The 24,382-nt window shown below is 72.4% G+C and carries 25 protein-coding genes; 9 read left to right on the plus strand and 16 right to left on the minus strand.

Going from position 1 to position 24,382, the window contains the following annotated elements; translation table 11 throughout:
• Positions 1-9 precede the first annotated feature (9 nt).
• Positions 10-267 (plus strand): hypothetical protein, encoded by a 258-nt coding sequence (locus N8J89_RS18850; RefSeq protein ID WP_283665677.1) that lies wholly within the window; start codon positions 10-12, stop codon positions 265-267.
• 11 nt (positions 268-278) lie between these two features.
• Here N8J89_RS18850 and N8J89_RS18855 read toward each other — a convergent pair whose 3' ends face one another.
• Complete coding sequence (locus tag N8J89_RS18855; protein WP_283665678.1) at positions 279-764, minus strand: RICIN domain-containing protein; 486 nt, start codon at positions 762-764, stop codon at positions 279-281.
• A gap of 146 nt (positions 765-910) precedes the next feature.
• On the opposite strand from N8J89_RS18855, the gene N8J89_RS18860 reads away from it, so the two are divergent.
• Positions 911-4,453 (plus strand): nSTAND1 domain-containing NTPase, encoded by a 3,543-nt coding sequence (locus tag N8J89_RS18860; protein WP_283665679.1) that lies wholly within the window; start codon positions 911-913, stop codon positions 4,451-4,453.
• A gap of 199 nt (positions 4,454-4,652) precedes the next feature.
• Here N8J89_RS18860 and N8J89_RS18865 read toward each other — a convergent pair whose 3' ends face one another.
• The 7 genes from N8J89_RS18865 to N8J89_RS18895 all read right to left on the minus strand — a co-directional run bounded on the left by N8J89_RS18865 (position 4,653) and on the right by N8J89_RS18895 (position 10,218).
• Positions 4,653-5,348 carry an NPP1 family protein gene (locus N8J89_RS18865; RefSeq protein ID WP_349497494.1) on the minus strand — a complete coding sequence of 232 codons (696 nt, stop codon included), beginning with the start codon at positions 5,346-5,348 and terminating at the stop codon, positions 4,653-4,655.
• Positions 5,349-5,752: 404 nt separating this feature from the next.
• Complete coding sequence (locus N8J89_RS18870) at positions 5,753-6,049, minus strand: DUF1330 domain-containing protein (RefSeq protein ID WP_283665681.1); 297 nt, start codon at positions 6,047-6,049, stop codon at positions 5,753-5,755.
• A 109-nt stretch (positions 6,050-6,158) separates the two neighbouring features.
• Positions 6,159-6,617, minus strand: a complete 459-nt coding sequence (locus N8J89_RS18875; protein ID WP_283665682.1) for a MarR family winged helix-turn-helix transcriptional regulator — start codon at positions 6,615-6,617, stop codon at positions 6,159-6,161.
• Between the two features lie 108 nt (positions 6,618-6,725).
• Entirely contained in the window at positions 6,726-7,343 is a 618-nt protein-coding gene (locus N8J89_RS18880; RefSeq protein ID WP_283665683.1) for a response regulator transcription factor, read from the minus strand.
• Positions 7,340-8,443: a hypothetical protein gene (locus tag N8J89_RS18885; RefSeq protein ID WP_283665684.1), complete on the minus strand. Its 1,104-nt coding sequence runs from the start codon at positions 8,441-8,443 to the stop codon at positions 7,340-7,342. The genes N8J89_RS18880 and N8J89_RS18885 overlap by 4 nt, the downstream gene beginning before the upstream one ends.
• Positions 8,430-9,557: a sensor histidine kinase gene (locus tag N8J89_RS18890; protein ID WP_283665685.1), complete on the minus strand. Its 1,128-nt coding sequence runs from the start codon at positions 9,555-9,557 to the stop codon at positions 8,430-8,432. The genes N8J89_RS18885 and N8J89_RS18890 overlap by 14 nt, the downstream gene beginning before the upstream one ends.
• Positions 9,558-9,627: 70 nt before the next feature.
• The gene (locus N8J89_RS18895) at positions 9,628-10,218 is read right to left on the minus strand and encodes a maleylpyruvate isomerase N-terminal domain-containing protein (protein WP_283665686.1); all 591 of its coding nucleotides are present in this window, start codon (positions 10,216-10,218) and stop codon (positions 9,628-9,630) included.
• A gap of 52 nt (positions 10,219-10,270) precedes the next feature.
• On the opposite strand from N8J89_RS18895, the gene N8J89_RS18900 reads away from it, so the two are divergent.
• Positions 10,271-10,660: a VOC family protein gene (locus N8J89_RS18900; RefSeq protein WP_283665687.1), complete on the plus strand. Its 390-nt coding sequence runs from the start codon at positions 10,271-10,273 to the stop codon at positions 10,658-10,660.
• A gap of 3 nt (positions 10,661-10,663) precedes the next feature.
• Here the strand turns inward: N8J89_RS18900 and N8J89_RS18905 are convergent, their stop codons facing one another.
• The 5 genes from N8J89_RS18905 to N8J89_RS18925 form a co-directional block, all read right to left on the minus strand.
• The gene (locus tag N8J89_RS18905) at positions 10,664-11,026 is read right to left on the minus strand and encodes a DUF4180 domain-containing protein (RefSeq protein WP_283665688.1); all 363 of its coding nucleotides are present in this window, start codon (positions 11,024-11,026) and stop codon (positions 10,664-10,666) included.
• Complete coding sequence (locus N8J89_RS18910) at positions 11,019-11,885, minus strand: alpha/beta fold hydrolase (protein ID WP_283665689.1); 867 nt, start codon at positions 11,883-11,885, stop codon at positions 11,019-11,021. Before N8J89_RS18910 ends, N8J89_RS18905 begins: the two co-directional genes overlap by 8 nt.
• Before the next feature lie 54 nt (positions 11,886-11,939).
• Positions 11,940-14,876, minus strand: a complete 2,937-nt coding sequence (locus N8J89_RS18915) for a CARDB domain-containing protein (protein ID WP_283665690.1) — start codon at positions 14,874-14,876, stop codon at positions 11,940-11,942.
• 172 nt (positions 14,877-15,048) lie between these two features.
• A complete protein-coding gene (locus tag N8J89_RS18920; protein WP_283665691.1) occupies positions 15,049-15,375 on the minus strand; it encodes a nucleotidyl transferase family protein in 327 nt (108 codons plus the stop codon).
• 32 nt (positions 15,376-15,407) lie between these two features.
• A complete protein-coding gene (locus N8J89_RS18925; protein WP_283665692.1) occupies positions 15,408-18,179 on the minus strand; it encodes an ATP-binding protein in 2,772 nt (923 codons plus the stop codon).
• Between the two features lie 104 nt (positions 18,180-18,283).
• Between N8J89_RS18925 and N8J89_RS18930 the strand changes: the two genes are divergently transcribed.
• The 6 genes from N8J89_RS18930 to N8J89_RS18955 all read left to right on the plus strand — a co-directional run bounded on the left by N8J89_RS18930 (position 18,284) and on the right by N8J89_RS18955 (position 22,407).
• Positions 18,284-18,940, plus strand: coding sequence for a hypothetical protein (locus N8J89_RS18930; RefSeq protein ID WP_283665693.1), 657 nt, complete (start codon positions 18,284-18,286; stop codon positions 18,938-18,940).
• 73 nt (positions 18,941-19,013) lie between these two features.
• Positions 19,014-19,589, plus strand: a complete 576-nt coding sequence (locus tag N8J89_RS18935; protein WP_283665694.1) for a VanZ family protein — start codon at positions 19,014-19,016, stop codon at positions 19,587-19,589.
• Between the two features lie 21 nt (positions 19,590-19,610).
• Positions 19,611-20,276, plus strand: a complete 666-nt coding sequence (locus tag N8J89_RS18940; RefSeq protein WP_283665695.1) for a response regulator transcription factor — start codon at positions 19,611-19,613, stop codon at positions 20,274-20,276.
• 164 nt (positions 20,277-20,440) lie between these two features.
• Positions 20,441-21,397 (plus strand): helix-turn-helix domain-containing protein, encoded by a 957-nt coding sequence (locus tag N8J89_RS18945; protein WP_283665696.1) that lies wholly within the window; start codon positions 20,441-20,443, stop codon positions 21,395-21,397.
• Between the two features lie 47 nt (positions 21,398-21,444).
• Positions 21,445-21,834, plus strand: a complete 390-nt coding sequence (locus N8J89_RS18950; RefSeq protein ID WP_283665697.1) for a VOC family protein — start codon at positions 21,445-21,447, stop codon at positions 21,832-21,834.
• A gap of 12 nt (positions 21,835-21,846) precedes the next feature.
• Complete coding sequence (locus N8J89_RS18955; RefSeq protein ID WP_283665698.1) at positions 21,847-22,407, plus strand: PadR family transcriptional regulator; 561 nt, start codon at positions 21,847-21,849, stop codon at positions 22,405-22,407.
• A gap of 10 nt (positions 22,408-22,417) precedes the next feature.
• On the opposite strand, the gene N8J89_RS18960 is transcribed toward N8J89_RS18955, so the two are convergent.
• From N8J89_RS18960 to N8J89_RS18970, 3 genes are all read right to left on the minus strand, one after another.
• Positions 22,418-23,077, minus strand: a complete 660-nt coding sequence (locus tag N8J89_RS18960) for an RES family NAD+ phosphorylase (RefSeq protein ID WP_283665699.1) — start codon at positions 23,075-23,077, stop codon at positions 22,418-22,420.
• A 52-nt stretch (positions 23,078-23,129) separates the two neighbouring features.
• Positions 23,130-23,354 carry a hypothetical protein gene (locus N8J89_RS18965; protein WP_252478578.1) on the minus strand — a complete coding sequence of 75 codons (225 nt, stop codon included), beginning with the start codon at positions 23,352-23,354 and terminating at the stop codon, positions 23,130-23,132.
• Between the two features lie 152 nt (positions 23,355-23,506).
• Positions 23,507-24,373 (minus strand): alpha/beta fold hydrolase, encoded by an 867-nt coding sequence (locus tag N8J89_RS18970; protein WP_283665700.1) that lies wholly within the window; start codon positions 24,371-24,373, stop codon positions 23,507-23,509.
• Between the last annotated feature and the right edge of the window lie 9 nt (positions 24,374-24,382).

The following is a 24,382-nucleotide window of genomic DNA, read 5'->3' on the forward strand; positions in this document are numbered from 1 at the left end:
GGGACCCGGATGCACGTGCTGGCCGCGACCCTGGAGTGCGACGGCCTGGCCGTGCACCACACCGATCCGGAGGCCGAGGTCCCGGTGCTGGACCTGCGACCGCCGACGGCGGAGGTCCGGCGCCGCGACGGCGACCCGGTCGCGGGGCTGGAGGCGGTCTTGGTCACCACGTTGGCTTCCGGCCGGCCCGCCCGGTCGAGGCCGGGTAGCCGTCCGGGCCGGGCGGACTCCCTGGGATACCAGGTGGAGCCGCCCGGACCGGGTTGACGGCGCAGGCGTCAGACCACGACCTGCTTCCACTTCTGCCAGGCCGCGCCGGGGACCTCGTCGCGCATGTTGATGCCGCCGCCACCGCCGCCGTCCTCGATGCCCATCACCTGCAGGGTGCTCAGGGTGCGCACGAAGGCGTTGGCGTGGATGTCGCCGTTCCACTGCCAGCGCTGGTTGGCGTGGTTGTGGCAGGCGCCGGTGGCCTGCACCGCGCCGTTGACCTGGCCGTGCTTGACGTCCAGGCAGCGCCCGTTGAGCGCGCTGCGGATCTTCTCCCCGTCGATCTTCCACATCTGGTGGGCGTTGAAGCCGCCGGGGTCGCAGCCGGTCATGCGGACGTTGTCGGCGTCGTCCACGGTCAGGCAGCCGCCGTTGTGCAGGCTCTGGATCTGGAAGGCTGGCGCGGGCGCGGCCTGGGCGACCGGCGCCACCACCCCGATGGCGAAGCCGGACAGGCCCAGTGCCAGGGCGGCTGCGGTCATTCTGCGTCGCATGGTCGATCCCCTTGTGTCGTTGTCATCCGGGTTCGTGGCCCGGCTGGCCTCAACAACGTTCGGTGATCTGCCCGATGGGGAGCAGTGGTTGCCCGTATCCCTGCCTAGGCTCCTCCGGGATACCCCAGTTGATCAGGAGGAACGGGTTGGCGGAGGCGACGGGTTTCGGTGCTGGGCTACGCGGGCTGCGCACCGAACGGGGACTGTCCCTGACCCAGGTGGCGCAGCTGGTGCACTACAGCAAGGGATATCTGAGCAACATCGAGAACGGCCGCAAACCGGTCAACCCCGGCCTGGCCCGCAGGCTGGACGAGGCCCTCGGCGCGGACGGTGAGCTGACCGCGCTGGCCGGCCTGGACCACCCACGCTGCCCCTACCAGGGCCTGGCCGCCTTCGAGGCCGAGGACGCCGACTGGTTCCACGGCCGGGAGCGGGCCACCGCCGCGCTGCTCGGGCGGCTGGCCGGGGCCAGGGCGAACGGGTTGCCGCTGCTGGTGTTCGGGGTTTCCGGCGCGGGCAAGTCCTCGCTGCTGCGGGCCGGGCTGGTGCCCGCGCTGGGCCGGGGCGCGCTGCCGGTGGCGGGGCCGGTCCGGGTGCTCACCCCGACCGCCGCGCCGATGCGGGTGCTGCCCGAGCCGGGCGGGGTGCTGGTGGTGGACCAGTTCGAGGAGGTCTTCACCCTCTGCGAGGATCCGGCGCAGCGCCGCGAGTTCATCACCGCCCTGTGCGCGGCGGCCAAGGCAGGCACGCTGGTGGTGCTGGGTGTGCGCGCGGACTTCTTCGGCGCCTGCCTTGCCCAGCCGCAGCTGCTGGAAGCGTTGCGGCACAACCAGTTCACCGTGGGCGCGATGTGCCGCCAGGAGCTCGTCGAGGCCATCACCGGACCGGCCGGGACCGCGGGGCTGACCGTGGAACCGGGGCTGGTCGAGCTGCTGCTGCGCGATTTGGGCCTGGCCGGGGAGGACCCCGGCGCGACCTACGACCCCGGTGCGCTGCCGCTGCTGTCCTACGCGCTGCTGGGCACCTGGCAGCAGCGTGGCGCCGAGGCGCTGACCGTGGCCGGGTACCGGCTCACCGGCGGGATCGAGGGCGCGGTGGCGGCGGCGGCCGAACGGGCCTACGACCAGCTCGGCCCCGAGGCGCAGGACGCGGCCAGGCGGGTGCTGCTGCGGCTGGTCCGCATCGACGAGCGGGACGAGCCCGCGCGCCGCCGGGTCCAGCACGCCGAACTGCTCGGCGGCGCGGCGAAACCGGCCCAGGCCGCGATCGAGACCCTGGTGGAGGCCCGGTTGCTGGTGCTGGACCGGGACACCGTGGAGATCGCGCACGAGGCCCTGCTGCGCGCCTGGCCCCGGCTGGCCGAGTGGATCGCCGCGGACCGGGCCGGGCTGCGCCTGCACCGCCAGCTCACCCAGGCCGCGCACGAGTGGGCCGGTCTTGGCCACGACTGCGGCGCGCTCTACTCCGGCCTGCGCCTCAGCGCGGCCGCGCAGTGGGCCGCCGAGCACGACACCGAGCTGTCCGAGGGCGAACGGGACTTCCTGCGCGCCAGCACGGCCGCCGGGCAGCGCCGGGTGCGCACCCGGCGCAGGCTGACCACCCTGCTGGTGGTGCTGCTGGTGCTGGCCGGCACGGCCACCCTGGCCGCCGTGCGCTCCCGCCACCTGGTGGCCGAGCAGCGCGACCTCGCCCTCGGCCGCAACGCGGTGGCCTCGGCGATCACCGTGCAGGAGCAGGAACCGGCGCTGGCCATGCAGCTGCGGCTGGCCGCCTACCGCCGCTCCCCGCACCCGGAGCTGGCCGACGCGGTGCTGGCCGCGTTCACCTCGCCCTACCGCGGCCGGTTCACCGGGCACACCGGCGAGGTGGTCTCGGTGGCCTACGCGCCATCAGGTCCGGTCGCGGCCACCGCGAGCCGGGACCGCACGGTCCGCCTGTGGGACATCGCCAACCCGAACCGCCCGGTCGAGCTGGCGGTGCTCCCGCTGGCCGCGGCCGCCCGCGAGGTGGTCTTCCACCCCGGCGGCAAGCTGCTGGCCACCGTGGACCAGGGCGCGCTGCGGCTGTGGGAGATCAGCGATCCGCGGGTCCCGCTGCCGCTGTCCACCGTCCCGGCCGCGCTGAGCTCGGTGGCGTTCAGCCCCGACGGCCGGAGCGCGGCCACCGGCGGCGGCGACGGCCTGACCCGGCTGTGGGACATCGGCGATCCGCGCGGGCCAAGGGAGACCGGCAGCCTGCCCGGCCACTCCGGCGCGGTCAGCGCGGTCACCTACAGCCGGGACGGCGGCCTGCTGGCCACCGCGGGCGACCACACCGCCCGACTGTGGGAGCTGGGCGGCACACCCCGGCTGCGCGGCCAGGTCAGCGGGCACACCGCCCCGGTGCCGAGCGTGGCGATCAGCCCCGACGGCGCCACCATGGCCACCGCGAGCTGGGACCACACCGTGCGGCTGTGGCGCACCGCGGACCTGCGGCCGCTGGCCACCCTGGGCGAGCACAAGACCATCATGTGGTCGGTGGCCTTCAGCAAGGACGGGCGCAGGCTGGCCACCAACGGCAGCGGCAGCACCCTGCTGTGGGAGGTGACCGATCCGGCCGCGCCGCGCAAGGTCAGCACCCTGCCCGGCGGGACCTACCAGGTCGCCTTCGCCCCGGACGGCAACACCGTGGCCACCCCGCAGTGGATCAAGGACCTGCGCGAGCTGCCGCTCACCGGGCACGAGGACGTGGTCACCACGGCCGCCTTCAGCCCCGACGGCACCCTGCTGGCCACCGGCAGCTGGGACCGCACGGTCCGGCTGTGGGACGCCCGCCACCCGCGCCCGCTGGCCCAGCTGACCGGACCGGGCGCCTTCGTCCGCGGCGTCGCCTTCCACCCCCGTGACCGCCTGCTCGCCGCGGCCAGCGAGGACGGCTCGGTGTGGTTGTGGGACCTCACGGACCCGGCCGCCCCGCGCGCGCTGCCACCACTGGCCGGCGACACCGGGGAGATCACCACGGTGCGGTTCAGCCACGACGGCCGGGTGCTGGCCGCGGTCGGCCTCAGCGCGGTGACCCTGTGGGACCTCGCCGAGCGCCGGGTCCTGGCCCGGTTCGCCGAAACCCCCTACACCAACCTGGCCACCGCGTTCAGCCCGGACGATGCGGTGCTGACCCTGTGGACCACGAACACCCCGGTTCGCCAGTGGCGCATCACCGACCCGGCCCGCCCGGTCGAGCTGCCCCGACCTGCGGGCGATGCCGCGGCCAACGTGGGCGCGCTGAGCCCGGACGGCCGGCTCCTGGCCAGCTACCACCCCGCGGACAGCTCCGTGCGGCTGCGCGACCAGGGTGGCGAGCTGGCGGTGATCTCCGGCCTGCCACTGGTGTTCTCGCTGACCTTCGCCCCCGACGGCAGGCGCCTGGTGGGCGGCGGCGAGGACGGTGTGGTGCGGGTGTGGGACCTGAGCGATCCGCACGCGCCGGTGGAGCAGGCCCGGCTGGTCGGTCACCAGGGACCGGTGCCGGGGGTGGCGGTCAGCCCGGACGGCACCAGGGTGGTCACCACCGGCAACGACCGCACGGTGCGGTTGTGGGACACCGACCTGGAGCGGGTGGCGGCCCGGATCTGCGCGGTGGCCCATCCGCGGATCAGCCGCGAGGAGTGGGAACGGCACTTCCCGGGGATGGAGTTCCAACCGCCCTGCTAGGCCGTGTCCCCCAAGCCCCGTCCGCGGGAGTCGTGATCGGTGTGGCCGCTGGCGGTGTGGCCGGGACGCCCTCATACCGGGTGTATTCGGGTGTTCCGGCCGTGCCGCCAGCGGCCACACCGGCGCGGCTAGCGCGGGCGGGGCTTGGGGGACACGGCCTTCGCACCGCTCTCGGCGGAGAGCGGTGCCGCGGTTGGACTCAGCCGTGCGGGTTGAACGGGATGCCTGCGGGCTTGGCCTTCTCCAGCTCCCAGCCGAACGCGCTGTCCTTCAGCCCGAAGCCGGCGCTGCCGAAGTTCGCCTGCACCAGCTTGTCCCTGATCCCGGACGGGTAGTTGTCCCAGCCCACCAGGGCCGGGTACTGCCAGGCGCCCTTGTGGTTCTCCGGCGGCTCGGTGGCGCTGGCGTGCCGGAAGCAGTGCGTGCCGATGCCGTCCTTGTGGTAGACGATCTTGGCGTGCGAGCCCTCCCAGGCGACCTGCGCGGAGGGCTTGGTGGTGTACTTGCCGTGCGCGGAGGTCGAGACGTGCTGGGCGGACCCGTTCTGCACCCAGATCACCACGTGCTCGATGTCGTGCCGGTGCCCGCTCTCGATCCCGGCCAGCGCCTGGTCCTTCTCGAAGTACAGGTCGTACATGTAGGCGCACCAGCCGTTGTTGCAGCGGTTGCGGGAGTACATGTTGGTGTTGTTCAGGTCCGACAGGTCGCGGCAGTTCCCGTTGAGCGCCCCGGTCGGCTTCAGACCGGCGTTGAGGGTGCCGTCCGGACCGATGGCCGGGGTCGGGTAGCAACCGTCGCCGTCGTAGTCGAAAGCGGGCTGCCAGCGGGCATCCTCCGCCGGGGCGCCACCCGGCAGTGCCCTGGGCGGTTCGGCGAACGCGACGCCCGGCAACACCACCGCCAGCGCGGCAGCACCAACGATTGCGTTGCGCGCGAACGAGAACCATCGCGGCCTCCGGCGTGGGGGCACAGCGCTGCGCTGCATGGGCAGACCTCCGTGAACCGTGGTGGCGGCGGTTCTGGACGCGACCATGCTCCAGCGGGCACCCACACCCCCGTCAAGGGCCGTGCGTCGGTGTCTGTCCCGCTGGAGCACTGTCAGCGAAAGGTTCCGGAGCCGATCAACGAGCGTTCACCGGGTGGACCGGAGTGGATCATCTACGGCTTGTCGAACCCGCGCGATGAAACCCGCCGCCCCACCGCAGGACACCTGAGTCAGCTCCAACCGCTGCGCAGGAGTTGCGCGAGCGGAACTCCAAGCAGTCGGCTTCGTGTTCGTCGTCGATGCGGCCCCGATCGTCAGTCGAGGCCTTCGATGATGCGGAAGTCGCGCTGGAAGCCGTCGGGGAGTTCGGCCAGCGCCTCCCGGTAGGCCGCACTCTCGTATGCGGCGACGGCCTGTTCGAAGCTGTCGAACTCGATCAGGACAACGCGCTCGGCGATTCCGGCTTCGTGTGCGACGACCCGGCTGCCGACGCTGGCGAGCACCCGCCCGCCTGCGGCCTTGACGGCCACACCGGCCAGTTCGTTGTAGACATCAAGCCCCTCGGGGTCTGTGATGGCGTGGTAGACGCTGACCCAGTAGCCCTTGGCCACAGTTTCACCTCTGTTCGGAATTGATCATCAGAAACATGCTCAGATCCATCGCCGGCGCGCGCTGCGGACGACGTAGTCAGAGCTCATGGCGCTCGACCCAGGGCAGCGCTCACCGGTCCGGCTCCTCTCGGGCGCGGCTTTCGAGCTCCGCCAGGTGCCGCAGCGCCGGAAGGGCTGCGGCCAAGGCCTCGACCTCGTCACCGGTGAGTTCGTCGATCAGCCGCGCGTACGCGTCGACACCTGCCTGGCGCCGTGTCCGGACGTACGAGGCGCCGGCCTCGGTCAGGCACACCAGGGTGACCCGCTTGTCGGACGGATCGCCCTTCCGCTCGACCAGCCCGGATTCCTCCATCACCCGGACCAGGACGGTCATCGCGGGCTGGGTGACACCCTCGGTCACCGCCAGATCGGTGATCCGTCGCGGGCCGGTCTTGTCCAGGGTGGCCAAGGTGGCGGCGGACGTCAGGCTCATGTCGCGGGGAAGGCGTCTCACGGCCCTGGTGGCCAGACCGTAGAGGGCTGACCCGATGGCATCGGAAGAGCCGTGCGCGGCGTCTCGGCGACTCATGCGTGAAGCATAGCGGATTTATATGAACTCTGTATGCACTTCCAGTCAGGGTTCGGCGTCACCTGACCTGCTGTCCGCACCGGCCGAAGCCGGTCGATCAACCGTCAGTCACAGGTCGTTGACGTCGACCAGGCCGTCCTGGATCGCCCTGGCAACCAGTGCCGCCTTGGTCCGGGCGTCCCGGCCCGCGTTGGCGTACTTGATCCGCACCCGGTCCAGGTAGCAGTTGACCGTGCGCACCGACAGGTACAGCTTGCGCGCCACCATCTCCTTGGACTCGCAGTGGAACCACTCCAGCAGCACGTCCACCTCCCTGGGCGCCAGCCGCGGCCGCCCGGGATCGGTGTCGGTGGCCAGCGCGCCGGAGAGCGTCGGCGGGGTGTAGGGCCGGTTGTCCGCGGCGGCGTGGATCGCGGTCACCAGGTGGTGCTCGCCCTCGGCCTTGGTGACGAAGGTGTGCGCGCCGATGTCCAGGCAGGCCAACGCGGTCTGCCGGTCGGTGCGCATGGTGTAGACGATCACCTGGCGGCCCAGCCCGGCCAGCCGCTGCAACTCCTCGAAGGCCAGTGGCGCGCCCGCCTCCAGTTGGAGGTCGAGCAGCACCACGTCAGCGGTGTCGGCCTCGGCGGGCGGCACCACCTCGATCGGCGGGTCGGCGCTGGCGCACCAGGCGCGCACGCCCGCGATCACCACCGGGTGGTCGTCCACCACGGCGACCTTGATCATGCCTTCGGATCCCATGTCGTCTCAACCCATACGCGATCTGGAGAACGGAGGACGGAGGTGCTGATCCCGTCGGCGGCGGCGGGCAGATCGGGTTCGGGCGCGTCGGCCAGCACGCTCACCGTCACCGCGCCGTCCCGCCCGGCCACGGTGACCCTGGCCGTGCTGCGCGCGGAGGCCAGCAGCACCATGGCCGCCTCGGTGAGCCGCCTGCGCGCGGCCACCGGAACCGGCGCGCGCTCGCCCTGCTCGGCGAACTGCACCGCGATCCCGTTGCGCTCGGCCAAGTCGATGCAGGCGTGCAGCTCGTGCGCCAGCGGATCGGCGACCACCGCGCCCTCGGCGAACAGCCGCCGCATCCGCGCGCCCTCGATCGCGCAGGCCCGCCGCACCGAGGGTTCGGCCGGGTCGGCGGTGCCCTCGGCCAGACCGGTCAGCAGTGGCACCGTGGTGGTGGCCAGTGCGGCGTAGCGGTCCTTGCGGTCGGCGTGCACGCGTTCCCTGATCGTCTCGGCGGTACGCAGTTCCTCCTCCTCGCGGGAGATGCCCGCGGCCACCACTGCGATCCGGCGCAGGATGGTCGCCGCGCAGCCCACCGCGAGCTGGAACACCGCGGTGATCAGGGTTTGCAGCAGCGTCCCGCCCAGCGTCACCGAGGTCTCGCCGATGGCCGGCAGTTGCGCGGTGGTCAGCGCGTACTGGGCGAGCAGCAGCGCGGCCAGCGGACCGATGCCGCGGCTCATGGCCAGCACGGTCAGCGGCCAGCCTGCGGTGCCGTAGGACCAGTGCGGCATGCCGAGGTACTGCTCCGGCAGCACGGTCGCGTTCGCCACCGCCGAGGCCGCCAGCGTCACGCCCACCAGCGCCCACCGCCACCACCCCAGCGGCCGGTCCAGCCAAGTCGCCACCGCCACCCACACCGCGACCCCGGCGAAGACCCCCAGCGCCAGGTACTGACCCGCCACCGGGCGGTAGAACTCCTGGTGCGCCAACACGATCGGCAGCTGCAACCCGAAGAGCACACCCAGGGTGACCACCACCGCGGCCAGGTGCAGCTGCCGGGTCAGCTGCGCGGCCGTGCGCACCGCGTCAGACTCCGCCATCGGACCACTCCAACCGCACCCGCGTGCCCCGCCCAGGACTGCTGACCACCTCGGCCAGTCCGCCGAGCCGGGCCATCCGCTCCCGGATCGACCGGGACAGCCCGTACCGGCTCGCGGGCACCTCCTCCGGCCGGAACCCGCACCCCTGGTCCACGACCTCCAGCACGATCCGGCCGTCCACTCCGGACAGTCGCACCACGGCCGATTCCACTCCGGAATGCCGCAGCACGTTGGTGAGCGCTTCCCTTGCGGCATAAGCGAAACCGTTCGCCACAACCGGGGGAGCGGTCAGCGACTCCTCGACCTGCCAGTCAATCCACAGTGGAATGTCGGCCATCGCGCGCACCGCGGCCGCCACCTCGACCGCCCGCTCCGTGGCTGGGTCCGCCTGCCCCTGGATCACCCGCACATCCCGGGCGGCCTGCGCCGCCAGCCAGGGTTCGTGCCGCCGCACCACACCCAGTCCCACCAACAACATCGTCGCCGAAGCCGTGTCGTGGATCGCGGCCAAGTGCTCCCGCTCGTCATCCCGCCGCGCCGCCGCCAGCGCCGCCGCCCGCCGCGCCCGCCCAGCCTGCGCCGAGGCCAGGTCCGCCACCCGCGCGCCCCGTGCCACCAACAGGAACAGCGCCCTGGACAACACCGCCTCGGCGATCATCCACAGCCCCAGCGGCACTGCTCCGGCCCACCCGGCCGGCCTGCTCAGCGCCGCGCCCAGCAGGTAGCCGGACACCACCACAGCGGTCGCCAGCATCGCCGGGGCCACCGGTAGGTGCCACTGCCAGGACACCACCACGATCGAGGCCACCACCAGCGACCAGTTCGTGCCGTCCTGCTGCGCCCCGGCCGCGTGGGTCCACACCTGCGCCAGGCAGACCGCGCTCACCGCCAGCGCGTCCGCCGGGAGCAGCCACCACCGCGACCCGCGCCGCAACAGCACCGCGTAACCGAGGTTCCAGCCGTTGAACCCGAGCAACACCACCACGGCCACACCCGGCTCCCGTGGTGTGGCCGCGAGCAGCGCCACCGCGGTGGCCACCGCGACCACCACAACCCGCAGCACGACCGCATACCGCAGCCCCAGCCGCGCGAACTCCCGGCCAGCCGGCCCCATCCCCATCCCCCTGTTACCCCGCGTCCCACGGTATCGCGGAGGCTACCCGGAGTGAGATCCGGGGACTGCTCTAGACCGGTGACGCGCCCCGCCAGCGCCACCCGGTCTGCTGCCCCTTGCCCGGCAAGGAAATCCGGTTCGTCGCCCACAGCAAGCCCTGCCACGGACCGACCTCGCCGAGCTGCTCGGTGCGGTGCGGGAACATCCGGCTCAGCACCCGGGCACACGCCTCCCGCGGCGGATCCAGCGCCAGCCCCAGACCCTGGGCGATGTCGTGGCCGTGCACCAGCACCTCCACGCAGCCCATCCCGGCGAACCCGGCCGGATCCGCCAGCCCGGTCGGGTGGTAGGCGCGCACCTCCGGCCCGGCCGTGCGCACGGTGGAGGCCAGGATCCGCGCGCCGGTCACCGCGAACTCCAGCACCTCCGCCGCGCCGGCGTCCTTGTCCACGAACGCCTCGAAGCGCACGTACCGGCCGTCGGGCTGGGCCACCAGCTGGGCGGCGTAGGAGAGCAGGCAGTCGCCGAGGTGTTCGGCGGTGTGCCAGGCGGTCCAGTCGCCGGTGCCCGGGTGGGCCGACCAGTCACGGGTGGTGGCCGGGGCCAGGGTGTCGGCCAGGTGGTTGGTCAGGGCGTCCAGGTCGTCCGGGCTGACTGTCACCGGTTCAGCGTAGGGTTCCGGCAGGAAAATCTTGACTGGGGAGGACCCTGCCATGGCCAGCAAGTTCGCCGAGCTCGCCATCGACTGCGCCGATCCTGTCGGGCTCGCCCGGTTCTGGTGCGCGGTGCTCGGCTACCAGGTGCGGCACCAGGACGAGGAGATCGTCACCATCGGCTCGCCGCTGGTGCCGGAGGGCAAGGACCGGCCCGGTCCGGTGCCGCCGCTGCTGACCTTCGCGCTGGTGCCCGAGGGCAAGACCGCCAAGAACCGGCTGCACATCGACCTCAACCCGACCGACCGGGACCAGGCCGAGGAGGTCCGTCGCCTGATCGAGCTGGGCGCGCGGCACGCCGATGTCGGCCAGGGTGCGGGCGTCAGCTGGGTCACCCTGGCCGATCCGGAGGACAACGAGTTCTGCGTGCTGGCCACCCGCTGTCCCTGAGCGTCAGCCGGTCGGAGCCAGCCGGGCGGTGAGCTCGGCGTGGTCGGCCAGGAACCACACGTGCTTGCCGCGGTTGGTCTCGCGCAGGTAGCTCCTCAGCGCGCGGCTGCGGGCGGCGTGCGCGGACACGTCGCCGAGGAAGACCAGCCGGATGCCGTAGTTGACGAACTTCTGCGCGAAGTCGCCGAGCAGCCTGGTCTCCAGCCGGAAGAACTCCTCGGACAGCCGCGCCACCGGGATCACCACCGTGCCGGCCTGCTGGGACCAGGCCTCGCCGATCAGGTCGGTGGCGTCGCGCTCGGCGCCCAGCCGGTGGCCCTCGGGCGCGCAGTGCAGCACCGGGACGCCGTGGATCTGCTCAACCATGTCGACTCCCTTCGGCGGTGAGGAACTCCAGCTCGGAGTCCTGTGGCGGCACCAGGTGCCCGATGCCGGGCAGTAGGTGGACGGTGGCCCGCGGCGCGTGGGTTTCCAGGCGTTGCTTGGTGATCGCGGCATCCCACATCACGTCGTCCGCGCCCACTACGACGTGCAGCGGGATGTTGAGATTGGCCAGCTCGTCGTCGGTGAAGACCGGGAGCTCGCCGCCGCGGTGCCGGTAGTGCGTGGACATCCGCACGGTGTGCTCGACCACCGCGTCCAGGTCCACAGTGGACAGTTCGCGGCCGAGCATGCCGATCACCGTGCGGCGCTTGCCCCAGCGGCCGAACGGGGCCAGCAGCACCGCCTTGAGCAGGTAGCCCTTCAGTGGTCTGCTCAGGCCGGGCGGACAGGTCAGCGCGAGCCGGTGCACCCTGGCCGGGCGGCGGATCGCGTAGTCCAGGGCCAGCCAGCTGCCCAGCGAGTAGCCCATGATGGCCACTTCGGTCAGGCCGAGCTGGTCCAGCACCGCGTCCAGCCACACCGCGTACCGGTCCGTGCCCGGATCCGGCCGGGACGGCGCGCTCAGGCCCGGCTCGCCGATGATGTCGACCGCGTGCACCCGGAAGTACGGGATCAGCTCGGTGAAGCGGGCCACCCACTGCGCCGAGTTGCTGCCCGAACCGTGCAGCAGCACCAAGGGCGGCGCGGTGGCCGGACCCGCCGAGACCACGAAGGTCTCGCCCTCGGGGGTCGGCACGTGCCGCTGTTCGGGCGTCCCCGGCCAGGCCGCCAGCTGCGCCCGGTAACTGTCGAGCAGCAGCTGGCGGCCGGATGGGGAGCGGTAGATGTCCTGTTGCGGCATGTGGATTACCGTAACATGCCGCAAACTTCCGTCAAGAGGCGCTGATAGGGAATGTTAGGGAGTGTGAGCGCCGCCATTGATGACGAAGGTGGAGCCGGGTTCACGGACGATGTGCCCGGTGGCGGAGTTGGTGATGGTGACGTTGGTCAGCGTGGCGCTGCCCCGCGCCCCGCCCATGGCCAGGATTCCCGCGCCGTTGTTCGACTTGTCGATGCGCACGTTGGTGATCGCCACGTTCGGCATCTCCCCGCCGCCGGTCTTGAACTGGATGCCGTCGTAGGTGGAGTCCAGCACCTCGGTGTCCCTGATCACCACGCCCGGGATGGGCAGGTTCTGCGGGAACAGGGTGATCGCGCCGAACTTCTGTGCCTCGCCCCAGAACACCCCGCCGCAGCGGTGCAGCGCGTTGTTGGCGATCAGGGTCTGCCCGGAGAACGGCAGCGGGTCGTGGTCGGTGGCCAGCATGATCCCCGGGTAGTTCATGGTGTCGTGGATCAGGTTGTTCTCGATCCGGTTGCCGTAGCCGCCGTAGACCGCGATCCCGTTGGCGCGCCAGGGCAACTGGATGGTGTTGTTGACGAAGTGGTTGTCGTGCGCGATGTCTGTGGACTGGTTCTTCACGTACTTGTTGGCCCACACCGCGAGCGCGTCGTCACCGGTGGTGCGGAAGGAGGAGTTGAACACCTTGGAGTTGCGGGTGCCGTTGGTGAAGTTGATCCCGTCGGCGTAGGTGTTGCGGATCCGCATGCCGCTGAGCTCCAGCCCGTCGCCCGGCCCCCACAACTCGGGGATGTTGTCGAAGTCGCGGCCGACCCAGACCCCCACGTTGGCGTGCTCGATCCAGACGTTGCTGATCTTGGTGCCGGTGCCGAAGCGGCCGTTGAGCCCCACCCCGCCCTCGGCGTTGCCGTCCCCGCCGCGGATCCGGCCGGAGCCGAAGATGGCGATGTCGGAGATCTGGGTGTTCTGGTCGATGTCGAAGCCGAAGTTGCCCTCGTGCGGATGGTTGATCCCGCCGGTGGCCAGGTGCGGCTCGGTCAGCGTGTACAGCTGCGAGTGCCACATGCCCGCGCCGCGGATGGTCACGTTGCTGATCCCGACCTGGTTGAACTGACCCCGGTTGTGCGGGTCGTCGGTGAGGATCTTCTTCTCCTGCCGCCACTGCCCGGCCGGGATCCACACGCAGCCGATCACGCCGTTCTGGTCGTCGGTGACCGCGCGCTGGATGGCGTCGGTGTCGTCGTTGCCGTCGTTGGGGACCGCGCCGTAGTTGGTGATCGAGGTGCACCCGGCGGGCTGGCTGGCCGGGGGCGCGACCTGCTCCAGGTCGATCAGGTCAATGATGTAGAACGCGGCGGTGTCCCCGGCGTCGCGCTGCAGGCGGAACCGGGTGCCGGGCGGGTAGGAGCTGGCCAGCAGCGCGTGCGACTCGTCGAACAGCCGCCGGGCGTCCGGCTGCGGGCGGTTGGTCAGCGACTCGGGGCCGTCGCTGTTGCCGTAGAGCCAGCTGTGCCGCGAGGACAGGGTGAGCTTGCGGAGGAAGGTGTCGTTGACGTACAGGCTGATGGTGGCCTCGATGCCGCCGCCGTCCGGCGCGTCCGGGATCGAGTTGCGCACCACGATCGAGTTGGCCTGGTTGGCCGAGGTGAACTCCACGAACTGCCCGGTGCTGGTGAGGCGCACCGACTGCCGCCCTGATGACTCGGTGGCGAAGTTGGTGTGCCCGAAGGTGCGCAGCGGGTCGGCGCTGAGCAGCTGGCCCTGGTAGCGGGCGGTCTCGGCCTCGTACTCCGCGTAGGGCACCGCCGCGCCGCGGCCGACCACGATCGAGTGGGACAGCGAGTTGTTGTTCTCGTTGGTCTCGGCCAGCACGCCGGTGGCGTCCGCGGTGGCGGTGATGGTGGCCCCGCCGCTGGTTGCGGTCCAGCTGCCGTTGACCGCGACCGTGCTCTCCGCGCCCGCGGCGATCGGGCCGGTGGGGGTGTTCAGCGTGCTGCCGCCGACGGTCAGCCGGGTGACCGTGCTGCCAGCGGTGCTGGTGCCGCGGTTGCGCAGCCGCACGGTGAAGCTGACCTGCGCGCCGACCGGCGGGCTGGCCGGGTTCGAGGCGACGCCGAGGACCTCCAGGTCGGGGCCCGGGGCCTGGGCCACGGACAGCTGGTTCGGCGCGGTGTGGCTGTTGTTGGCGTCGTTCTGCTCGACCACGGTGTTGTTCGGGTCGACCAGCGCGGTCACCGGGTAGCTGCCCATCGGCCTGGTCCCGGCGCTGACCGAGACGCTGGCCGCGCCGCCCGCGGCCAGTGCGCCCACCGGGGCGCTGCCGACCACCGCGCCGCCCAGGCTGAAGTTGACCGTGGTCGCGCCGGCGGCCGCCGAGCCGGTGTTGCGGACCTGGGCGGTCAGCGTGATCTGGTCGGTCTCCACCGGGCTGGGCGGGTTCCAGCTGACCGAGGCCACGGTCAGGTCCGGGTTGGGCGCGGGGGTGCCGATGACCTGGAGCTCGCCGACCTGGCCGCCCGGTGCGCCGGTGTTGCCGAAGAACTGCAAGCGCAGGTCGGCGGCCCGGCCGGTGACCGGGATGGTGACGGTGTTCTGGTTGCCGTGCGGGTCGAAGCGGTAGTCGGCCCGGTCGCGCAAGGAGGTGAACGCCGCGCCGCCCTGGTCGCGGCCGAGCACCTGGATGCTCTGGGTGCGCGCGGCCCAGATCGGGTCGGGGTTGAGCTTGAGCACCACCGAGTCCAGGTCGGCGTTGGCGCCGAGCTTGACGGTCAGCGTGGCCGGGTAGCCCGCTGACTCCCAGTAGCTGCCGAGGTTGCCGTCGTTGGCGTGGCCGGCCACGTAGTTCTGGGTGGTGGAGGATGCCTCGATCGCCTTGCCCCTGGCCAGGTCGGCGGGTGCGGCCAGCGCGGTCGCGGCCGGGAGCCCGGCGCTGAGCAGGCCGGTGGCGAGCAGGGCGGTGGTCAGCCGTCTACTGAGCTGCTTCCAGTGCATGGGGACCTCTGTTCGGTTTTCCGCGCAGGGCGAGACAGGGATCGTGCTGAAGTTGCAGTTGATCGCTAAGGATTTAAGCAATCACAGTCGACTTTTTGCGGTCAGGGGAGTCAAAGGTTGCAGACCGATGACGGTGCCGTCAACGGTTCGTGCTGAATCGGTGCGGGTGCGCTCAGGCGCCGGGCCAGGCCGTGGCCGCGATGAGGGTGGAGGAGATGTAGGCCCGCTCGGGACTGGTCGGGACGAAGACCGTGTCGAGGCCGCTCAGGTGCCGGTTCATCCGCGCCATCGGCAACTCGTGCGCCAGGTCGCCGGAGTTGCGCACGCCCCGAACGATGACGCCGATGCCCACGTCCCGGCAGTAGTCGGCCAGCAACCGGCCGGCGCTGGAGTCCACCGTGACGTTGGCCAGGTCGCTGGTCAGCTCGGCCAGCAGGGCCAGTCGTTCGGCGTGGCCGGGTCGAAGGAGCCGGGGAAGACCGCGCGCATGGCTTGGCATGCTAGCGATCAGCGGTGGCCGGTGCGGGTGGTTCAGGCCCCGAGCGCGGTGGGCAGCTGCTCCCTGGACTGGATGCCGAGCTTGCGGTAGGCGCTGGTGAGGTGGACCTCGATGGTGCGGCGGCTGACGAACAGGGTCTGCGCGATGGCCCGGTTGGAGTCGCCGCCCGCGGCCAGCCTGGCCACCCGCAGCTCGCTCGCGGTGAGCGCGTCGACCCCGGTGAGCAGGTCGCGGCGGGGCCGGGCCCCGGTCGCGGTGAGTTCCTGTTTCGCTTGCGCGGCAAGGGGAAGCGCGTGGTGCCGGGCGGCCAGGTCCAGGCCCTCGCGGAGCTGGCGCTGGGCGTCGGTGCGGTGTCCGGCGCGGCGCAGCGCGCTGCCGTACTCGATCAGCGAGTGGCCGAGCTCCAGGGTGCCGGTGGAGCCGCGCAGCACCTGGACGGACTCGGCGAGCCGGTCCAGCCGGGTGCCGCCGCCCTCGATCAGGCCCAGGGTGCGCAGCGCGATGCCGATGGCGCGAGGTGCGCCGAAGTCGCGGGCCAGCGCCAGCTCCTCCTCGGCCAGCGACCTGGCCTCGGCCGGTTCGCCCAGCGCCAGCCAGGCCAGTGCGGCATCGGCCCGCCAGTGCGCGAAGCCCGGGTTCACGCACCCGGCCCTGACCAGGCCGTCGCCGCAGGCCAGCAGGTCGGCCAGGGCGGCGCGCGGGCGCTGCTGGCGGAGCCGGAGCCTGCCGCGGGCCAGGTGCACGAAGTGGCCGATCAGCATCCGGACCTCGTCCTCGGCGTCCAGCTCGTGCTCGGTCAGCACGGCCTGGGCCTCGTCCAGGTGGCCCTGTTCGGCCAGCGCGTCCACCAGCACCGCGGCCGCCAGCGGCAGTTCGCGGTCGCCGTCGACCTCGTGCAGGGCCAGCGCGGCGCGGCCGTCGGCCTCGGCCTCGCGCAGGTGGCCGGCGGTGAGCGCGGTGCGGGAGCGCAGCACGGCGAGGTAGCGGAACTCGGCCAGGTTGCCGCGCGCCTGCGCGTGCTCGACCCCGCGGTCCAGCACCGCCAGGGCCTCGGGCAGGCGGTCGGCCATGACCAGTGCGGTGCTGGCGAAGTTGGCCAGGATCCACTGGTCGCGTTCGGGCAGCGGGCCGTGCGCGGCGCGGGCGGCCAGCTCGCCCACCACCGAGGCCGGGCGGTCGGCGGTGGCACAGGCCCCAAAAGCCAGGCAGGCCAGCACCATCCGCCCGGCCTCGGACTCGGCCGAGACGGCGCCGGCCAGCTGGTCCAGCCGGGCGATCCAGGAGGTGGGCGGCCGCATGCTGACGAAGCTGGCCATGGAGAAGGCCACGGTCAGCCGCAGCGGCAGCTCGCCTTCGGCCAGCGCCTCGGTGGCCAGCTCGAAGGTCTCCATGGCCGCGTCCGGCCGCCCGGTCTGCACCATCACCGCGCCCAGGTCCAGCGCCAGCTCGCCGCGGGTGACCGGGTCCTCGGTCAGCTCCAGGGCCGCGCGCAACGCCTGCGCGGCCTCCACCGGCCGGTTGGCCATGCCCAGCGCCCGGCCCAGTTCGGCGTGCAGCCGGGGCCGGTCGGCGGCGGGCGGTGGTTCGGCCAGCGCCCGCCGCAGGCAGCTGGCCGCGGCCTCGGGCGCGCCCCGGCCCAGCGCGTCCGCCGCGGCCGCGCACAGCGCGGTGACCACGGCGGGGTCGGCAGCCGGGGCGGCGGCCAGCAGGTGCGGCACGAGCTGCTCGGCCGGGGCCGCTTCGGCGGTGAGCAGCTCCACCGCGCGGCGGTGGTCGGCGGCCCGGCGGATGTCGGTGCCGTCGGCGTAGACCGCGGTGCGCACCAAAGGATGCGCGAAGTCCACCGGGTAGCCGCCGGTGAGCAGCGACTCCTGGGCGAGCAGGTCGGCCAGTTCGCTCGCCCGCGCCAGTGACACCTCAGCGAAACGGGCCGGGCGGGTGAGGTCGGCGGCCGGACCGAGCACGGCCAGCGCCCTGGCCAGCCGGACCGCCTCGGGACCGAGCCGGTTGAGCCGGGTGAGCACGGTGCGGGCGATCGGCGCGGCCCGCAACCCGGGAATCCGGCCGGCCTGGGCGGCCACCGGGGGCACCCTGGCCGCGCGCAGGGCGGTGATCGCCTCGGTGAGCAGGAACGGGTTGCCGCCGGTGGCCTCGGCGCAGGCGCGGCAGAACTCGGGGTCGGCGGCGGGGGAGAGACGGTCCCGGACGAACCGGCTCACCGCCTGCCCGGACAGCGGCCCCAGGGTCAGCAGCACCGGGTCGACCCCGCTGAGCGCCCTGGTCAGCGCCGAGTCCATGGCCACTGGCCGGCCGCCGAGCAGGAGCAGCACTGGCAGGTCGCCCACCCGCCGGGCCAGGTGGGAGAGGAACCGCAGAGAGGCCTCATCCGCCCAGTGCACGTCGTCCACCGCGAGCAGCAGCGGCGCGGGTTCGGCCAGGTTGGAGCACAGCCAGTACAGCCCGTGCACCACGTTGCCCACCGGCACCTGGTCCCCGTCGGCGGCGAAGACCGGCGCGGCCAGCGCCGCCGCCCCGGAGCGCACCTCGGGCTCGGCCTCCCGCAGCGCGGGGTCGAACAGCTGCCGGACCATGGCGAAGGGCAGGTCCTGCTCCAGCTCGCCGCCGCTGGCGGTGAGCACCCGGAACCCGCGCCCGGCCGCCACCTCACCGGCCGCGGCCAGCAACGCGGTCTTGCCGATTCCCGGCACGCCCTCGACCAGCGCGGTCCGGCCGCGCCCCGCGGCGGCCGCGGTCAGCAGCTCGCCGATCCGCACCAGCTCGGCGTCCCGCTCGAACAGACCCACCCGCACCCCTGCCCCGGCCAAAGACTTCGGTGCTGACCACAATGCCGAGCCGGTCGCGCAAAGTCATCGTGGGGATTCAGGTTGTTACCAGCCCGGGAGGGGCGATGCGTAGAACCGTGATCGTGGGGATGGCGATCGCACTGGTCACCTTGGTCAGCGGCTGTGAGGAGACCACTGGTGGTTTCGGCGCGGGGGCGCCGGTCAGCGAGGTGGCCGTGACCAGCAAGAAGAGCGGGGGCACCACCACCACGGGGGACTGCTCGCGCACCGGGCCGAAGATCCGGTCGGTGCTGCCGGTGCTCTCGGCCAAGTTCCAGATCGCCAAGGCCAACCCGTGCGTGCCACTGGCCGGCCTGGTGAACGAGGTGCTGGAGGTGGTGCCGAGGTCGCAGCGGGCCGCGCTGGCCCAGTTCCAGGACCGCGTGGGCAGGCTGGTCGGCGCGGCCAGCCACGTCAACACCGTGCTGACCTGCGCCTACCAGACCGACCGGGTGGGCATCGTGCTGTACCAGGAGAAGGCCAGCCCGCTCTCCCTGGGCCTGGTGGTGGCCATCCGCGGCAAGCTGGACGCCGCGGCCGAGGTCGCCGCCTGCTTCCTGAAGGTGACCATTCTCGGCGTCAGCGCCGACCCGCCGCCGGGCGCGGCCAAGGCGCCGTGCTTCCACAAGGGCTCGCGCAAGCAGGGCGGCGAGGACTACTCGCTGTTCTGGATCGGCTCCAGCGAGGCCATGTGCACCGCGCTGGCCCGCCTCGGCAGCTAGCACGGTCCGGGTATCGCGGACGTATCGAAAATCGGATACGCCGCCGCAACAGTGCGCCGTGTTGGGTGGTGGCGTGCTCGGCAAGTGGCAGGACTGGATCGGCACGTTCACCGGCGTGGTGGCCAGCACGGTGGTCATGCTGCCGGTGGCCCTGCTGGCGGTGTGGGCGCTGGCCCGCCACCGGTGGCTCATCGGCTACCCGAGGGCCCAGGCGTGGCGCTGGTCGGTGTCCGAGGTCGGCCTCGTCTACGGCACGGTGCCCTTCGTCTGGATGACCCTGATGCCGGGCAGCCGGGCGGGCCTGGTTCCCGGCCGGGTGAGCCTGGTGCCGTTGCAGGACCTGCTCGTGATGGGGGCCGCCCAGATCATCGGCAACCTGCTGGTGTTCGCGGCGCTGGGTTTCTTCGCCCCGCTGCGCTTCGCCGCGCTGGCCTCGCTGCCGAGGGTGCTGGCGCTGGCGGCGGGCTGCTCGGTGCTGATCGAGGCCGGGCAGTACGTGCTGCGGCTGGACCGGGTGTCCTCTGTGGACGACGTGCTGCTCAACGCCGCGGGCGCGGTGCTGGCCGCGCTGGCCTCCCGGCGCTGGTGGCGCGCGAAGGCTGGTCCGTCACCGGAGCGACCTCGGCTGACCCTGGTGCGGGGTCGCTGACCCGCGCCCTAGGCTCGGGGTGTGCGCGTGCTGATCGTGGAGGACGAGCTCTACCTGGCCGAAGCCGTCCGGGACGGGCTCCGGCTGGCAGCGATCGCCGCCGACATCGCCGGAGACGGCGACACCGCGCTGGAGCTGCTCAGCGTCAACTCCTACGACCTCGCCGTGCTCGACCGCGACATCCCCGGTCCCTCCGGCGACGAGATCGCCCGGCGCATCGTCGCCGCAGGCAGCGGCATGCCGATCCTGATGCTCACCGCCGCCGACCGGATCGACGACAAGGCCTCCGGCTTCGAGCTCGGCGCTGATGACTACCTCACCAAACCGTTCGAGCTGCGGGAGCTGGTGATGCGGCTGCGGGCGCTGGACCGCAGGCGCGCGCACGCCAGGCCCCCGGTGCGCGAGCTGGCGGGCCTGCGGCTGGACCCGTTCCGCCGGGAGGTCTTCCGCGACGGCCGCCAGGTCGCGCTCACCCGCAAGCAGTTCGCCGTGCTGGAGGTCCTCCTCGCCGCCGAGGGCGGGGTGGTCAGCGCCGAGGACCTGCTGGAGCAGGCCTGGGACCAGCACGCCGACCCCTTCACCAACGCCGTCCGGATCACCGTCTCCGCGCTGCGCAAACGACTCGGCGAGCCCTGGCTCATCGTCACCGTGCCCGGCGTCGGCTACCGGATCGACACGGGGGCTTAGGGGCGGGCAGGCCGTGCCGGATGGCGTGGCCCGCGTGCACCCCGTACGCCAGGTCGGCGAGCAGCTTTCCCAAGGACCGCAACAACTTTCGCATGCCTCCACCCTCGTCGCGCACCCGTCGCCGCACCAGTGGCGGTAACGACAATCTTCGCTAAGATTCCGCCATGGCCAGATCAGTGGCGGTGCTCGCCTACCACGGCATGACCTCCTTCGAGACCGCGATCGTCACCGAGGTCTTCGCCTTGCGCTGGCCCGATCTCGACCTCGGCGAGGACTGGTACGAGGTGCGGATCTGCGCGGAGCGACCCGGTCCGGTGCCGGTGCTCGGCGGCGCGGAGCTGCTGGTGCGCTACGGCCTGGACACCCTCGCCGAGGCCCAGACCGTGGTGGTGCCCAGCGTGGCCGATGTGCACGCCGAGCCCTCGCCGGAGGTGGTGGCCGCGCTGCGGCTGGCCCGCAGCCGGGGTGCGCGGATCGTCTCGATCTGTTCCGGGGTGTTCGCGCTGGCCGCGGCCGGACTGTTGGACGGGCTGCGCGCCACCACGCACTGGCGGTACACGGAACTGTTGCGGCGCAGGCATCCGGCGATCGAGGTGGACCCGCACCCGCTCTACATCGACAACGACTGGATCCTCACCAGTGCGGGCTGCGCGGCCGGCATCGACCTGTGCATCCACTTGCTGCGCAAGGACTTCGGCGCGGAACTGGCCAACGCGGTGGCGCGGCGGCTGGTCATCCCGCCGCACCGGGACGGCGGGCAGGCGCAGTACATCGAGAGCCCGGTGGCCGCCGAGCCCGGCGACGACCGGATCACCGGCAGCATGGCCTGGGCGCTGGAACACCTGACCGAGCCGATCTCGGTGCGCACCCTGGCCGAGCGGGCCCGGATGTCCGAGCGCAGCTACCTGCGGCACTTCGCCAGGGCGGCGGGGGTCAGCCCGATCCGGTGGCTGATCAGCCGCCGGGTGCAGGCCAGCCTGCCGTTGCTGGAAACCACGGACAAGCCGATCGAGGAGGTGGCGGTCGCGGTCGGGTTCGACACCGCGGTCACCTTCCGGCACCACTTCACCTCGGCCATGCACACCTCACCCTCGGCCTACCGCCGGACCTTCCGCGCCTAGGAACCGGGACTAGCCAAATTTGGCTAGCTGCGCGTAGCCTCCGGGGCATGACATCTGTGACCCCGTACGTGATGGTGCGCAACGCCAACGAGTTCATCGAGTTCATCGGCACGGCCTTCGAGGCCGAGGTGGTCAACCGGGTCCCGCTGTCCACCGACCCGGAGCGGGTGATCCACGCCGAGGCCCGGATCGGCGAGAGCACGCTGTTCTTCGCCGACGGCGGCGCGGACGGCCGCCAGTGCCTGCCCACCCCCACGGATCCGGCGCACGTCCAGCTGTGGACCACCGTGCCCGACCCGGAGGCGGTGCACGCCAGGGCGGTGGCCGGTGGCGCCAACTCGGCCATGCCGGTGACCGTGCAGGATGACGGCAGCCGGATGGGCGGCTTCGTGGACCCGTTCGGCACGCTGTGGTGGGTGAGCTCCACCCGCCCCTGAGGGAGGACGACCATGTCGGCGGTTCGGCTGCTGGTGCTCGGCGCGGTGCGCAGGCACGGACGCGCGCACGGCTACCAGGTTCGCGCGGACCTGGAGAGCTGGGGCGCGCACGAGTGGTCCACGGCCACCTCGGGCTCGGTCTACCACGCCCTGAAGGCGATGACCGGCCAGGGATTGCTGCTGCTGCACGAGACCACGCCCAGTGCAGCGGGCGGGCCGCCGCGCATGGAGTACGAGCTGACGCGGCAGGGCGAGGAAACCTACTTCGCCCTGCTGCGCAAGGCCCTCACCAGCCACGACCCCGGCCTGGACCTGATAGCCGCCGCGGTCGGCCTGATCGAGGACCTGCCCCGCGCCGAGGCGATCTCGTTGCTGCGCAAGCGATCCGCGGCGATGGCGTCCTGGCGGGCCAGCGTGCGCGAGGGGCTGCCCGCCGAGGCGGACCTTGATGAGTGGGGGCCGGTGGGCGAGGTGCTGGGGCTGTGGCTGCACACCGCGGACAACCGCGCGGAGTGGACGGACCGGCTGATCCGCAGGCTGGAGTCGGGCGCGTTCCGGATGGCGGGGGAGTAGCCGCGCCGGGTCAGGCGCCCAGGATGGTGTAGTTCAGCTCCTGCCCCGCGCGCCCCAGCGAGAGGTCCAGCCCGGTGTGGTCGAGCGGGTGCAGCACGTCCGGCCGGGCCGGCAGCGCGGAGGCCGCCGGCGGATCCCACAGGCACAGCGCCGGATTGCCCGCGTCCACCCCGGAGCGGTACCACAGGCCGTCCAGGTCGGGCATGGCCTCGCGGATGGCGCGGGCCCAGGCCTGGGTGCGGTCGGTGCTGTCCTGCCAGATCGCCTGCGAGGCGCCGACCTTGGTCGGCCACAGCCCGGTCAGGTCGAGCAGCCGCAGCGCCCGCCGGGGCCGGGTCATCACCAGGTGCGGGGCGCGGGTCTGCCGGTCCACCACCGCGGTGGCCTGGAAGACCTCGGCGATGGAGGTGCGGATGGACAGCGAGAAGTAGACCACGCCGTGTTCGTCGCTGCGGGCCGGCAGCCCGTCCTCGGTGGGCGGCTGCGGGTCGAAGAAGGCGTGCGGCAGCGGGCCGACGTGCCGGAAGGAGTTCCACCGCTGCGGATGCCTGCCACCGGCGAAGAACAACCGGACCAGGCGGGTCGAGGCGGACAGGCTGAGGATGTCGGTCGCTGGATCGACCGCGCTGGTCAGCACCTCCGGCGAGGGAGGCGGCGGTAGTCGGGTCATCAACGAGCAAGTCTACGAGGCGGGAACGGGATCCGTCCCCGCCTCGCGACGGTCACTTGCCGGCGTCGTTGAGCGCCACCAGCGCGGCAGCCAGCTTGAAGTACTTGTTGGTGCCCAGGTCGCGGACCGTCTTGACGCCGAAGGCGGCCGCCAGCTTCTCGCCGTCGCCCTCGCTGACACCGGCCAGCGCGGCGACCGGCGCGTCGAGAACCTCGGCCACGGTCAGGTTCTCGTAAGCCTTGTCGAGCTGCTTGGCCAGGTCCACGGATACAGCCACAGGTGTTCCCCTTCAGGAGTTGCCGGACAATCGCGGCCAGGTTATCCACGGAGCGTGCCGCTGTGGTGACTCCCCGGGATGATCTCGGGCTCAGCACAAAGGGGGATCCGTGGGTCTACCTCGGACGACAGGGCTGCTCTGCGCGCGAGCGGCTACCTGGACAACAGCTCCCGCAGCGCCGCGATCACCACCGAGGGCGCCTCCTCGGCCATGAAGTGCCCGCAGCTCACCGTCTGGTGCCGCAGGTCCGCCGCCCAGGCCCGCCACAGCCCGGCCGCGTCGAACCCCAGCGCCGCACCCCAGTCCTGCTGCAACACCGTCACCGGCATCCGCAACCGGTTCCCGGCCGCCCGGTCCACTTCGTCGTGCTCGACGTCGATCCCGGCCGAGGCTCGGTAGTCCGCCACAATCGAGGACACGGCGGCGCGGGATGCGGCCAGGTAGGCGGCGCGGATGTCGGCCGGGATCGCCGCCGGGTCCCTGGTCCACAGGTCCAGGAAGTAGCCGAAGAAGTCGTCCGCGCTGGCCGCGATCATCGCCTCCGGCAGGCCGGGCGGCTGCGCCATCAGGTACAGGTGGAAGCCCACCGCGGCTGAGCGCCCGCGCATGACCTCCCACATGTCGATCGTGGGCAGCACGTCCAGCGAGGCCAGGTGGGTGACCGCGTCCGGGTGGTCCAGCCCCGCGCGGACGGCCACCAGCGCGCCCCGGTCGTGCCCGGCCAGCGCGAACCGGTCGTGGCCCAGCTGCCGCGCCAGCGCGACCACGTCCGCGGCCATGACCCGCTTGGCGTAGTCGCCGTCGGGCTTGTCGCTGTCCCCGTATCCGCGCAGGTCAGGCGCGATGACGGTGTGGTCGGCGGCCAGGTCGGCGGCCACGTGCCGCCACATCAGGTGGGTCTGCGGGAAGCCGTGCAACAGCACGATCGGGCGACCCGCGCCGCCAATGGCCACGTTGAGCGCCACCCCGTCGGCGACGGGCACCCGTTGGTAGTCGAATCCGGTGATCCTCGGTGTCATGACCGCAGC

It is taken from the genome of Crossiella sp. CA-258035 (assembly GCF_030064675.1).
GTDB lineage: Bacteria > Actinomycetota > Actinomycetes > Mycobacteriales > Pseudonocardiaceae > Crossiella.

Bases quoted from the DNA above. Each gene is read 5' to 3' on its own strand.
- N8J89_RS18900 (WP_283665687.1), top strand. From the start codon at position 10,271: ATGGCCAGCAAGTTCGCCGAGCTCGCCATCGACTGCGCCGATCCTGTC.
- N8J89_RS18855 (WP_283665678.1), bottom strand. From the start codon at position 764: ATGCGACGCAGAATGACCGCAGCCGCCCTGGCACTGGGCCTGTCCGGC.
- N8J89_RS18890 (WP_283665685.1), bottom strand. From the start codon at position 9,557: ATGGGGCCGGCTGGCCGGGAGTTCGCGCGGCTGGGGCTGCGGTATGCG.
- N8J89_RS18930 (WP_283665693.1), top strand. From the start codon at position 18,284: ATGCGTAGAACCGTGATCGTGGGGATGGCGATCGCACTGGTCACCTTG.
- N8J89_RS18950 (WP_283665697.1), top strand. From the start codon at position 21,445: ATGACATCTGTGACCCCGTACGTGATGGTGCGCAACGCCAACGAGTTC.
- N8J89_RS18970 (WP_283665700.1), bottom strand. From the start codon at position 24,373: ATGACACCGAGGATCACCGGATTCGACTACCAACGGGTGCCCGTCGCC.
- N8J89_RS18885 (WP_283665684.1), bottom strand. From the start codon at position 8,443: ATGGCGGAGTCTGACGCGGTGCGCACGGCCGCGCAGCTGACCCGGCAG.
- N8J89_RS18850 (WP_283665677.1), top strand. From the start codon at position 10: ATGCACGTGCTGGCCGCGACCCTGGAGTGCGACGGCCTGGCCGTGCAC.
- N8J89_RS18960 (WP_283665699.1), bottom strand. From the start codon at position 23,077: ATGACCCGACTACCGCCGCCTCCCTCGCCGGAGGTGCTGACCAGCGCG.
- N8J89_RS18945 (WP_283665696.1), top strand. From the start codon at position 20,441: ATGGCCAGATCAGTGGCGGTGCTCGCCTACCACGGCATGACCTCCTTC.
- N8J89_RS18915 (WP_283665690.1), bottom strand. From the start codon at position 14,876: ATGCACTGGAAGCAGCTCAGTAGACGGCTGACCACCGCCCTGCTCGCC.
- N8J89_RS18875 (WP_283665682.1), bottom strand. From the start codon at position 6,617: ATGAGTCGCCGAGACGCCGCGCACGGCTCTTCCGATGCCATCGGGTCA.
- N8J89_RS18880 (WP_283665683.1), bottom strand. From the start codon at position 7,343: ATGATCAAGGTCGCCGTGGTGGACGACCACCCGGTGGTGATCGCGGGC.
- N8J89_RS18910 (WP_283665689.1), bottom strand. From the start codon at position 11,885: ATGCCGCAACAGGACATCTACCGCTCCCCATCCGGCCGCCAGCTGCTG.
- N8J89_RS18955 (WP_283665698.1), top strand. From the start codon at position 21,847: ATGTCGGCGGTTCGGCTGCTGGTGCTCGGCGCGGTGCGCAGGCACGGA.
- N8J89_RS18905 (WP_283665688.1), bottom strand. From the start codon at position 11,026: ATGGTTGAGCAGATCCACGGCGTCCCGGTGCTGCACTGCGCGCCCGAG.
- N8J89_RS18920 (WP_283665691.1), bottom strand. From the start codon at position 15,375: ATGCCAAGCCATGCGCGCGGTCTTCCCCGGCTCCTTCGACCCGGCCAC.